The 10,629-nt window shown below is 61.4% G+C and carries 11 protein-coding genes; 7 read left to right on the plus strand and 4 right to left on the minus strand.

What is annotated here, in order from left to right; genetic code table 11:
* Positions 1 to 2 precede the first annotated feature (2 nt).
* Complete coding sequence (locus HW556_RS08645) at positions 3 to 227, plus strand: dodecin family protein (RefSeq protein WP_116941804.1); 225 nt, start codon at positions 3 to 5, stop codon at positions 225 to 227.
* Positions 228 to 312: 85 nt separating this feature from the next.
* On the plus strand, positions 313 to 600 hold the full coding sequence (locus HW556_RS08650) for a hypothetical protein (protein ID WP_116941806.1): 288 nt from the start codon (positions 313 to 315) through the stop codon (positions 598 to 600).
* A 249-nt stretch (positions 601 to 849) separates the two neighbouring features.
* On the opposite strand, the gene HW556_RS08655 is transcribed toward HW556_RS08650, so the two are convergent.
* The 4 genes from HW556_RS08655 to radA all read right to left on the minus strand — a co-directional run bounded on the left by HW556_RS08655 (position 850) and on the right by radA (position 6,082).
* Entirely contained in the window at positions 850 to 2,241 is a 1,392-nt protein-coding gene (locus HW556_RS08655) for a TonB family protein (protein WP_176899624.1), read from the minus strand.
* Complete coding sequence (locus HW556_RS08660) at positions 2,228 to 2,866, minus strand: RNA polymerase sigma factor (RefSeq protein ID WP_176899625.1); 639 nt, start codon at positions 2,864 to 2,866, stop codon at positions 2,228 to 2,230. Before HW556_RS08660 ends, HW556_RS08655 begins: the two co-directional genes overlap by 14 nt.
* 102 nt (positions 2,867 to 2,968) lie before the next feature.
* Positions 2,969 to 4,423 (minus strand): TlpA family protein disulfide reductase, encoded by a 1,455-nt coding sequence (locus HW556_RS08665; protein WP_176899626.1) that lies wholly within the window; start codon positions 4,421 to 4,423, stop codon positions 2,969 to 2,971.
* A gap of 270 nt (positions 4,424 to 4,693) precedes the next feature.
* Complete coding sequence (gene radA / locus HW556_RS08670; protein WP_176899627.1) at positions 4,694 to 6,082, minus strand: DNA repair protein RadA; 1,389 nt, start codon at positions 6,080 to 6,082, stop codon at positions 4,694 to 4,696.
* Between the two features lie 538 nt (positions 6,083 to 6,620).
* On the opposite strand from radA, the gene HW556_RS08675 reads away from it, so the two are divergent.
* From HW556_RS08675 to HW556_RS08695, 5 genes are all read left to right on the plus strand, one after another.
* On the plus strand, positions 6,621 to 7,448 hold the full coding sequence (locus HW556_RS08675) for a metallophosphoesterase family protein (RefSeq protein WP_176899628.1): 828 nt from the start codon (positions 6,621 to 6,623) through the stop codon (positions 7,446 to 7,448).
* Positions 7,448 to 8,122: a hypothetical protein gene (locus tag HW556_RS08680; RefSeq protein WP_176899629.1), complete on the plus strand. Its 675-nt coding sequence runs from the start codon at positions 7,448 to 7,450 to the stop codon at positions 8,120 to 8,122. Before HW556_RS08675 ends, HW556_RS08680 begins: the two co-directional genes overlap by 1 nt.
* Before the next feature lie 53 nt (positions 8,123 to 8,175).
* On the plus strand, positions 8,176 to 8,631 hold the full coding sequence (locus tag HW556_RS08685) for an SRPBCC family protein (protein WP_176899630.1): 456 nt from the start codon (positions 8,176 to 8,178) through the stop codon (positions 8,629 to 8,631).
* 95 nt (positions 8,632 to 8,726) lie between these two features.
* Positions 8,727 to 9,272 carry a hypothetical protein gene (locus HW556_RS08690; protein ID WP_176899631.1) on the plus strand — a complete coding sequence of 182 codons (546 nt, stop codon included), beginning with the start codon at positions 8,727 to 8,729 and terminating at the stop codon, positions 9,270 to 9,272.
* Positions 9,273 to 9,315: 43 nt separating this feature from the next.
* Complete coding sequence (locus HW556_RS08695; RefSeq protein WP_176899632.1) at positions 9,316 to 10,509, plus strand: class I SAM-dependent rRNA methyltransferase; 1,194 nt, start codon at positions 9,316 to 9,318, stop codon at positions 10,507 to 10,509.
* The last annotated feature ends 120 nt before the right edge of the window (positions 10,510 to 10,629 follow it).

Below are 10,629 nucleotides of genomic sequence, written 5' to 3' on the forward strand. Positions count from 1 at the left end.
CTATGAGCTCGATCAAAAAAGTAATCGAAGTACTGGCCTCTTCCGAAAAAAGCTTCGAAGATGCTATGCAAAATGCCCTCAACGAAGCCGGGTCTACTATTAAGGGCATTAGCTCCATCTACATCAAAGACCAGAGCTGCAAAGTGCGCGACAACAAGATTACTGAGTACCGGATTACCGCAAAAATCAGCTTCGCCGTAGAGCGTTCCGGTAATTCTATCGGCTAAACCCCCTATAGCCCTGGCTTTATTTGGGCAGGCCGTTGTTGGCGGCAGTTCACGCAGAACCCTTATTCCTCCCTTTTCTATCCCCATGAAAAAGACTTTCGAAGACGAATCCGACGCCCTGGCCACGCCCGGCGACCAGCCTACCACCAGCCAGCCGTCTGCCATTACGCCGCCGCACCTCGAAAACAAAGAGGCTCCGGCACCTAAAAATGACGGCGGCTCCGCTACCGACGAAACACCAGTGCCTACCGAGGGCAACGGTACCCCCGACTACAGCAACGTGCAGGTAAAAACCGAGCCCGAACTGCCCACGCCCGACAAGGCCGGCGGTAGCGCTACCGCCCCCGAAAGCGGCGGCGGTTACAGCGGCTAGTGTTTTTTTAAGTGAGTCGGGCGCCGAGGCAGGCTACCGGCGTAACGTATAGCGCGGGCTGGCCCCGTTCGCCGTTGCGTGGGTATGCTATGCTTGCGAGGTGTAGGGAGCGAACAAACCCTGCGTCTTAGGCCGCTCTTGCTTCGCAACTCGGGTTAAGTAACCAAAGAGAAAGGCAGACAGTGGGGATTTTACACGAACGGTTCGTGTAAAACCCCCACCGTCTGCCTTTCTTTTATTGACCAGACCCTACCGATTCTCCAACGAAAACGGCACGTTGATTTCGACTTTGCGAGCCGTGCGACGGCCGTTCTGGGCTCCTGGAAACCACAACGGTCCTTCTTTTAGCAACCGTACGGCCTCCGCGTCGCACTCGGGCGAGAGGCGGCGCACAATTTTGATGTCGGACAGCTTACCGTCGGTGCCCACCGTGAATTGTAGTCGCACGGTACCTTCTAGCTTCCGTTCGCGGGCTCTTTCGGGATAATCGAGGCTGTCGCGCAGGTACTGCTGGAACGTCGGGTAGCCGCCGGCCGGTAGCGGCCCCAAGCTGGGCAGGCCGGGTGGGGCCTCGCGCCGCACGATTACCACTTCGCTAAGCTGCTTCGTGTTGGGGGCCAGTGCCAGGGTCAGGGTCGAGTCGGTGGGCTGCAGAAAGCGGGTTTGAGTGGTGTAGCCAATGGAGCTGACGGCCAGTTGTCGGTTGCCGGGCGGCACCGTGAGGGCAAACTTGCCGTCGGCATTCGTACTTGCTCCCGTATTCGTGCCGGGCACCAGTACCGTTGCACCTGGTAGGGGCTGGCCAGCCGTATCTACAATGCGGCCCTGCACCGTGCGCCCTTGGCCTGCAGTTGCTTCGGCTGCCCGAAAAGCGCGGGCTTTTGCGGGTTGATCCTCAGTGCGGGCGTTAGCAGCCAGCTGGTTGGCGACAGCCGGCCGGCTCTGGGTAGCCGCATACGAAGCCAGGGCCGTGGTGTCTGGAGAGGCAGCAGCAATAACAGCAGCATCTGAAACGACGGCGGTATTCGGACTGCTGGCCAAACCGGCTACTTCAGGCGCCGCCGCAGTTGTCCCGGTGAGCTTTGTGCGGGCCCCCGACTTGGTTGCCGGCGCAGTCGCCAACGCTGGCCGGGGCGGCCGGGCAGGTGGCAATACAACCGCTACCTCGGGCGCCGAAGTAGAGGCCGTACCGGCAGCCGGTTCAGTAGAGGAAGCGGCCGGGGCCATACTACCGCGGAATTTCTCCGTGGTTTGAGGCAGATGAGCAGCTACTTCGGGCCGGCTGGTGGGCCGCAGTACCAGCCAAGCCACCGTTCCGAGCGTGAGCAGTAATATAGCCGCGGCCGCCAAGGGCCGCCACCACATGGGTAGTACGGTAGGGCCGGCCGGGGTTTCATCGGCCAGTTCGGCCACGCGGGTGTGCAGGCGCTGGCGCAGTTCGGCCAGGCTGGCGTCGGTAACGGCGGCGGGCTGCATTTCCAGACCCTCCAGTATCTCGGCGCACTGTTCGCACTCGAGGGTGTGCGCCTCCACACCGTGCTCCTGAACCGCGCTCAACTCGCCGGCCACGTACCGGCGCAGCAGCTCCGTGGGCAAGTGCCGGGAGGGTAAGGCAGCAGTGAAATCGTCAGGACGAGGCATTGGGGGCGGGGCTGGCTTGCAGGTGGCGGCGCAGGTTGCGCTTGCCGTTCTGGAGGTGGCTTTTTACGGCCTTCAGGTCGAGGCCGGTCAGGGTGGCCACTTCGCGGTAACTTTTCTTTTCGAGGTAAAACAGCTCCAGGCACTGGCGCTGGTCGGGCGGCAGCTCGGCGAGGGTGGCTTCGAGGCGCTGAAGCTGCTGCTCATGCTCCTCGGCTTCGGTGGCCTCCTCGTCGGTGTCTCCCTGATGCCGGGCGGCGGCCGATTCCATACCGGCGGCATCCGGAAAGTGCACCACCAGCGCCCCACCGGCCGCCGGCCCGGCCCGCTGCCGGGCCCGTAGCTGCATCAGGCAATGGTTGCGGGTCGTGGCGTGCAGCCAGGCCGGAAAGTTGTTTACCTCATGCCGCCGCAGCTTCTCAACCAACTGCTCGAACAGTTGCATCACGGCGTCCTGGGCGTCGGCCTCGCTGGGCAGGTAACGGCGCGCTACCGCCAGTACGGCCGCCATATGCCGCTCGTACAGCATCCCCACATCGTGCACGTCGCCCGAGGCACGGTAGCGCGCCAGCAGCACCGCATCGGTGGGCGGCACAACGGCAGCAGGCGCAGGGCGGCGGGAGAACATGGCGGGAAGATAGGGAGCGATAGGCAAGATGTGAGAAAAGGCCCGTCATCCTGAGTTCTTATCAGGATAACGGGCCTTTTCTCACATCTTACCCCTCATAGTCTACTTCTTCTCCAAAGTGCTGCTGTAGGTGTTCGCCTTGCCAAACGACTCCTTGATTTCGTCGACGGCCGCGCGGCTGCTCAGGCGTTTGGGGCGGGTGTTGAGGAAGGTGCCGTCTTCAGCCAGCAGGAAATACGTGGGCACGTCCTGCACGCCGTACGAGCGGGCTACGGCCGAACGCAAACCGCCGCCGGCCCGCACATGCATGCCCGGCAGTTTCTTGGTAATAACCAGCTGCTTCCAGGCACCCTCGTTCTCGTCGAGCGCCACGTTCAGAAACACAATATTCTTGCCCTCAAAACGCTTGGCCAGGTCGGCGGCGTAGGGTAGGTCGCGCAGGGCCAAGCCGCTGGTGGTACGCCAGAAATTGAGGTACACCAGCTTCCCCGCGAATTGCCGCAGGCTGGTGGTGTCGCCATTGGTCGAAACCAACCGGAAATTAGGCGCCGGGGCACCGATGGCGAAATCCTTGTGCAACTCGAAATCGGCCTTCAGCACCGGATAGTACTGGTTGGCTTTTTCTACGGCGCGGTATTCATCAAGCATAGCCGCCGACTGCTTGATGTGACCGAAGCGGAACGACTCCTTGAGGATGCGGCCCAGCACGATGGGCTTTATGGAGCCACTCAGCCGCTGGCTGGCCAGCTCATAGCACTTCTGATAGAAATCGGGGTCGGTGCGCTGCTTGCCGCCGCTCGTAGCCAAGTGGTGGATATAGTTGAGCAGGAATTCCTGATACAGGCCGTTGCTGCTGGCCGAGGTGTTCTCAATCAGGCTTTTATCGTTGAGGAAGTCGTAGTACGTAGGCGACATTTTCAGCCGGCCCTCAGTGGCTACTACCTGCTCGCGCAGATCCTGGAACGTGAGCCGGTCGTTGGCGTAGCTATAGGTGATGCGCGCCTGTACGAAATCCTTGAACGCTTTGCTGAGGCCGTCGGCGCTAGTTTCCAGAAACTTCAGCTCCTCCTTGCGGCGGTAGTCCAGAAACTCCAGAAACGGGAGCTCATAAAACATGATGTTGTCGGGCAGTACCTGGAAGCCTTCGTTCTCCACGAATTTTTCCTCCATTTCGGCCAGAAAGGCATTGGCTTCGGCTCCGCGACCTTTATAGCGGACGGTGCCTGCCAGGTCGTTGCTCTTAAAGCGTACATCGAGCTGGTTGCCGGGCTCCACAAACAGCTCCGTCACGTCATCGTCGTACACCAGCTCGGCCCGAGTGGGGCCCTGCACGGCCAGTGCCAGCCGAAACTCGCCCTTGCTGTCGAGGCGAGCATACGTGATTTGCTCGTGGGCTTCCAGCGGGTTTTCGCGAATCGACACCGCTACCGTATCGCTACTAAGCCGGCCACTGATTTTGCCCGTGAGCACCACCGTGCCCTGGGCCTGCCCAAGGAGCGGCGCCAGCAATAGAGCAGCCCAAACGGTAATCGGAAGAAGCGAAAAACGATGCGTCATCAGGCGAAAGCAAAGGGCTGGCTACCGGCGGCCCGCTTCTGAGAAGGAAGCGAATGGGTCGCGGTAAAAGTCAATTTCAAGACCGAAGATACGTTGGAATAAACCACAACGACCAACAGGAGCCAGTAGTTTTTTTGCTGACTAGGGCAAAACAGACAAAGTTTTGTACGTGCCCTGTTTCGGGCGGTATCGACTCCGGAAAATATAGGATTTTTACAACTCTGTTGCAGTCGTTTCAGTAACGGCTTACCGCGGCCCTGTTCGTCCGGATCAGCCAAACAAGCCCGTCAGTACCTCATCAAGCCGACCCGCTGGGTGTACCCGAATTCCGTAGCGGGCCAGATCGAGGCCCTTGGCGTTGAACTGCGAAATGTACATTTCCGCAAAGCCTAATTTTTCGGCTTCGCCCAGCCGCTGGTCGAGGCGGCTCACCGCCCTGATTTCACCACTCAGGCCCACCTCCGCCGCCAGGCAGATCTCACCCCGGATGGGCACATCGTTGAGCGAGCTAACCACGGCCGCGCACACCGCTAAGTCCAAGGCGGGGTCTTCGAGACGCAGGCCGCCGGCAATGTTCAAAAACACGTCGTGCTGGCCCAGGCGCAGGCCGCTGCGCTTCTCCAGCACGGCCAGCAGCATCTGCAGGCGTTTGCCATCGAAACCGGTGGCCGAGCGTTGGGGCGTGCCATAGGTGGCCGGCGTTACCAGGGCCTGCACCTCTACCAGCAGCGGCCGGTTGCCTTCCAGCGTAGCCCCGATGGCCAGTCCGCTCAGGATTTCGCTGCGCTGCGAAAGCAGGATTTCGCTGGGGTTGCTTACCTGCCGCAGCCCCGCGCCCTGCATCTCATAAATACCCAATTCGGAGGTCGAGCCGAAGCGATTTTTAACGGTGCGCAGAATGCGGTAGGTGAGGTGCCGGTCGCCCTCAAACTGCAGCACGGTGTCCACCATGTGCTCCAGAATTTTGGGGCCGGCAATGGAGCCATCTTTGGTGATATGGCCGATGAGCAGCACCGGCACCCCGGTATCCTTGGCATACTTGAGCAGCTCGGCGGTGCATTCGCGCACCTGGCTTACCGAGCCCGCTCCCGACTCGACCAACGAGCTGTGCAGCGTCTGGATGGAATCGACCACCACCACGTTGGGCTGCAACTGGTCGATCTGGCGGAAGATGTTCTGGGTGTTGGTTTCGGTGAGGATATAGAGGCCCGGCTGCTGACGGCCCAGGCGCTCGGCCCGCATTTTAATCTGCTGTTCGCTTTCCTCGCCGCTCACGTACAAAACGCGCAGCCCATCGAGCTGCATGGCAATCTGGAGCATGAGCGTACTTTTGCCGATGCCCGGCTCACCACCGATAAGCACCAGCGAACCGGGTACCAGCCCACCGCCCAGCACCCGATTCAACTCGTCGTCGTAGGTGTTGAGGCGCGATTCTTCCTCAAAGATAATTTCGCCCAGCGGCTTGGGTTTGGCGGTTTTGGAGGTGCCGCCCACCGACGACGAGGCTTTCCAGGCGTTGGCAGCCGTGTTGGGGTCGGTTTTCGTGACCACCTCTTCTACGTACGTGTTCCACTCGTTGCAGCTGGGGCAGCGGCCAATCCATTTGGCCGACTGCGCGCCGCAGCTCTGGCAGAAATACAGAGTTTTAATCTTGGCCATGCCCGGCAATGAAAATCAGGAAGGAGAAAACTAATAAATGCAGCACGAAGCTAAAAAGTTTGGCAATAAACAGCTTTCCTACCAAGCTACAGCGGGCAAAGGCCGCGTTGCCCGCACAATTGCCCGAATGAGCAGATTAGGCGGCCAAATGATGCGCCCCGCAGAAACCGCCCTGCCGGTGGGCTGGCCCAATGGCAAGGGGCAGTAGCACTAAACAAGTCCGGTACTGGGGCGGCCGCGGTGAGGGAAAATGGCAGACAGGGGAAGGGGAGCAGCAAGCAAAGAAGGCCGGATACGGGACAACGCAATAAAAAGTGCCAGAAACTCAGAGTTTCTTCAGATTGCCCGCCGCTTTGGTTTTGCACGGCCAATGCTTTTTAAAGGGGCTTTACGCCGGAAACGAGGGGGTTTAAAGGCGAGTTTATGGGCTTCAAAACAGGTTTCGGGTTTAACAAAGCGGCGTACTAAAAGGTATACAGCTCTTTCCGCCCTGCAACGGTTGTCGCTTGCCGCCCGGGAAATGTATCAGCCAACTAGCATGTTTTCTTTTTCTTCCTCCTTCCTGCGGAACGCACTTGCCGGGGTTGTAGCCATTAGCTTGAGCGCCTGCGAGGTGCTCGAGTTCAGCCCCAATGACAGCCGCGCCCCTGCCGACCAGCAAAACCTGACGGCCAAAAACCTGGCTCGCCTAAGCGCCGCGCCGCTGCCCCCCGGCGATACGCTGCGCTTTGTGTTTACGGGCGATTCGCAGCGGTTTTATGATGATGTGGAGGATATGGTCGCCAGCGTCAATCAGCAGCCCGGCGTTCAGTTCATGCTGGTAGCCGGTGATATTTCCGATTTCGGGCTGGGCCGCGAAATGCGCTGGGTGGACGATGACCTGCGCCGGTTGAAGGTGCCTTATCTGACGGTGGTGGGCAACCACGACCACGTTGCCAACGGCCGCGAAGCTTATCAGAAAATTTTCGGGCCTTTGAATTATTCGTTTGTGTACGGCGACACGAAGTTCGTCCTCATCGACACCAACAGCCGCGAATATAATTTCAATGGTCGGGTGCCTGATGTGCCCTGGTTGCGCGGACAGCTGGCCAGCCTGGATGGGGCGCGCCGCTCGGTGGTGCTCAGCCACGTACCGCCCCAGGATGGCGACTTTGACCCAACGTTGCGCGCCGATTACGCAGGCACCCTGCGCGATACGCCTAGTTTGGTATTCGAGATGAACGGCCACCGCCACGATTACAGCGTAGGCCAGCCCTTCAACGACGGCGTTACCTACGTTAACTCCTATGCCTTCGAAAAGCGCCGCTACCTGATTGTGACGGTGTTCGGCGACAAGCAGTTCCGGCTCAAACAAGTCTCCTTCTAATGGCGCCGACCTTACTACTGGCGGCGCTGCTGGCTGCCCCGGCTACGCCGGCCACACCTTTGATTCCCAACAGCCCTGTCGGCTCCGATTCGGTCACGGTTTCTGTGGCGGTTCCACCCGTTCTGGGCTTGGCGAAGTCGGCCCGTCGGCCGCCTATTGGCTATCGGCCGCGCCACCTGCTGCTGCAAACCGGCGGCGGAGTGGGCATGGTGAGCGTAGGCGGTGGTCTGAGCTTCGCCCGTCGCCGCCTCGACCTTGATGCGCTGCTGGGCTATGTGCCTGCCCGGCACGCGGGTACCACCCTTACTATTGCCTCTGCTAAGGTGAAATATGCTCCCTGGCAGCTGCCGTTGGGTGGCTCGGGGCTGGCGCTTACGCCGCTGGCCGTGGGCGTGTATGGCAGCTATACCTTCGGGTTACGCAATACCGGCGAAGAGGGCCAGTACCCCGACGATTACTACTGGTGGTCGCGCACCATCCGCGTAGGGCCGGTACTGGGTAGCAGCCTGAGTTACGCGCTGCCCGATGCATCCAGCGGCCGGGCCCGCCGCCTCACGGCCTACTACGAGCTGGCCACCAACGACCTGTACGGCCTCAGTTACTTCCTGAACCGTCGGGCCCTCTCGCTATCCGATATTGCCACGCTGGCCCTGGGCCTGAAGCTGGAGATTTAACTACGCCGGGGCAACACCCAAAACCCGCGCTCCAATCATACGGTTAGGCTGCTATGAACGTATACCTGCGTACCCACGTGGCCGCCGCGCCCGCCGAAGTCTGGGAGGGATTTACCCGCGAGCTGTTTCTGGCCTTGGCCCCGCCGTTTCCGCCGTTTAAGCTGCTGCGCTTCGATGGTTGCCGCCGCGGCGACGAGGTGCACCTGGAGCTGGGGGCCGGCCCGCTGCGCCAGCGCTGGACTTCGCTGATAACTGACCATGGCATCACGGCTGACGGCACCTATTATTTTGTAGATGAAGGCGACCAGCTGCCCGCGCCGTTGCGCTACTGGCAGCACCGCCACCTGCTACAGCCTGCGCCCGGTGGTGGCACCTATATCGTAGAGGACCTAGAATACCGTAGTGGCTCGCCGCTACTCGACCGGTTGCTGTGGCCGGCTGTATGGGCGCAGTTTGCCCGGCGGCGGCCCATTTACCGCCGCTGGTTCGGGTTGCCCGCCGCCGAATAACGGGGGCGTTGGCGGCGGCCGGGCAGCGCGGGTGAGCGGCTTGCCGTATAGGGCCCGACGGCCCGCGTATCTTGCCGCCCCTCAGCCCGACAATTATGTCCTCTTTTATCGCTCCTGCCCGCCGTTTTCTCATTTACTGCTGCGCTGCGGCCGGCTTGCTGACAGCGGCTGCCAGCTGCCGTAGTGCTCAGTCGGCCTACCAGTTCAGGCCCGGCCCGGCAGTAGCCCACGCGCCCCGCCCCACGGCTGCTACCCAACTTCCGCCCGCTGAAACGCCTGCGTCAGTTGCCGTAGCGTCCAATACCACTGCCGCCAGGCCAGCCACCACCCGCATGGTACGGCGGCCGGTTGATCGGCGTAATAAATTGATTGCTAGTTATTTGTCGAAAAAAATGCCGCCGATGGGCCGGTTGGCTCATATGGCGGCGTTGCGGCCGGTGCGGCGCAGCGTAGGTGCTACTGATGGAGCACAGGCCGTGGCTGAAGTAGGGTTGGGTACCACGGTATTAGGCGTGCTGGGGCTGATAGTAGGGCCGATTTCGCTCATTGGCCTGCTGATCTGGGGCGGGCCGGTGTGGGCCGTGCTGCTGGGGCTGTCGGCACTAGCGGTGCTGGTGGCCTACCTCGACCCGTTTGGGTAGAGCCGCCGTATCTTTGCGGCTTCATTTGCTACTACCTGTTGCCATGTCTGCTGCCACCATTACGCTCAAGCCCGGAAAAGACCAATCACTACGCCGCCGCCACCCGTGGGTATTTTCGGGGGCCATTGGCCGGATGGAAGGTGAGGTAACCGAGGGTACGCCCGTAACGGTGCGCGCCGCCAACGGCGAGGTGCTGGGCGTAGGCCACTACGCGCCTGGCTCCATTGCGGTGCGTCTGCTCGATTTCGGTCCCGATGCCCAGTTGCCCGACGCCGCGTTCTGGGAAAACCGCCTGCGCAACGCCTACCAGCTGCGCCAGGGCCTGGGCCTCACCGGCACCGGCAACACCGATGTGTACCGCCTCACTCACGCCGAGGGCGACGGCGTGCCGGGCCTGATTATCGACGTGTACGGCGATACGGCCGTAGTGCAGACTCACAGCGCGGGCATGTACCAGTCGCGCCTGCTGATTGCGGCGGCGTTGCAGGCCGTAATTCCGGGCCTGCGGGCTATTTATGATAAGAGCGCCGAAACCGTGCCCGCCAAGGCCGCGCCGGGCGCCCAGAACGGTTACCTGCTGGGCGAGAGCAGCGGCCAGGAGCACATCGTTCATGAAAACGGCCATCCGTTTGCCGTAGATTGGGAAACGGGTCAGAAAACCGGCTTCTTTATCGACCAGCGCGACAACCGCAGCCTGCTGGCCCGCTACGCGCCCGGCCGCCGGGTGCTCAATACGTTCTGCTACACCGGCGGCTTCAGCTCCTACGCCCTGCAGGCCGGCGCCGAGTTGGTCCACTCCGTCGATTCGAGCAAACGGGCCATCGAGCTGACCGTGCGCAACGCCGAGCTCACCGGCCTGGCCCACAAGCACGAGGCCTTTGCCGAAGACGTGTTCAGCTTTATGAAGCAGCACCGCAATGAGAAGTACGACCTCATTGTGCTCGACCCGCCCGCCTTCGCCAAGCACCTCTCGGCCCGCCACAACGCCCTGATGGGCTACAAACGCCTCAACGCGGCCGGCATAAGCCAGATTGCGCCCAGCGGACTGCTGTTCACCTTCAGCTGCTCGCAGGTGGTGTCGCCTGAGCTGTTCGAGGGCGCGGTGCTGGCCGCCGCCATCGAGGCCGGCCGCCCTGCCCGCATCCTGCACCGCCTCACCCAGCCCGCCGACCACCCCGTAAGCCTCTTCCACCCCGAAGGCGCCTACCTGAAAGGGCTGGTGCTGGCCGTGGAGTAAGAGTTAGGTTGAACCGAAGTTGAATTTGTGGGTTTGAGAAGAGCTGCGTTGAACAAGTAGGGGCGGGGCTTGTCCCCCCCCCCCCTTAAACGATTTCCGGCGTTACCGTTCCAGCGGCGG

This window comes from Hymenobacter terrestris, from assembly GCF_013377905.1.
Classification (GTDB): Bacteria; Bacteroidota; Bacteroidia; order Cytophagales; family Hymenobacteraceae; genus Hymenobacter; species Hymenobacter terrestris.

Coding starts and splice junctions, on each gene's coding strand:
- HW556_RS08690 (WP_176899631.1), top strand. CDS start 8,727: ATGTCCTCTTTTATCGCTCCTGCCCGCCGTTTTCTCATTTACTGCTGC.
- HW556_RS08655 (WP_176899624.1), bottom strand. CDS start 2,241: ATGCCTCGTCCTGACGATTTCACTGCTGCCTTACCCTCCCGGCACTTG.
- HW556_RS08660 (WP_176899625.1), bottom strand. CDS start 2,866: ATGTTCTCCCGCCGCCCTGCGCCTGCTGCCGTTGTGCCGCCCACCGAT.
- HW556_RS08685 (WP_176899630.1), top strand. CDS start 8,176: ATGAACGTATACCTGCGTACCCACGTGGCCGCCGCGCCCGCCGAAGTC.
- radA (WP_176899627.1), bottom strand. CDS start 6,082: ATGGCCAAGATTAAAACTCTGTATTTCTGCCAGAGCTGCGGCGCGCAG.
- HW556_RS08650 (WP_116941806.1), top strand. CDS start 313: ATGAAAAAGACTTTCGAAGACGAATCCGACGCCCTGGCCACGCCCGGC.
- HW556_RS08680 (WP_176899629.1), top strand. CDS start 7,448: ATGGCGCCGACCTTACTACTGGCGGCGCTGCTGGCTGCCCCGGCTACG.
- HW556_RS08665 (WP_176899626.1), bottom strand. CDS start 4,423: ATGACGCATCGTTTTTCGCTTCTTCCGATTACCGTTTGGGCTGCTCTA.
- HW556_RS08675 (WP_176899628.1), top strand. CDS start 6,621: ATGTTTTCTTTTTCTTCCTCCTTCCTGCGGAACGCACTTGCCGGGGTT.
- HW556_RS08695 (WP_176899632.1), top strand. CDS start 9,316: ATGTCTGCTGCCACCATTACGCTCAAGCCCGGAAAAGACCAATCACTA.
- HW556_RS08645 (WP_116941804.1), top strand. CDS start 3: ATGAGCTCGATCAAAAAAGTAATCGAAGTACTGGCCTCTTCCGAAAAA.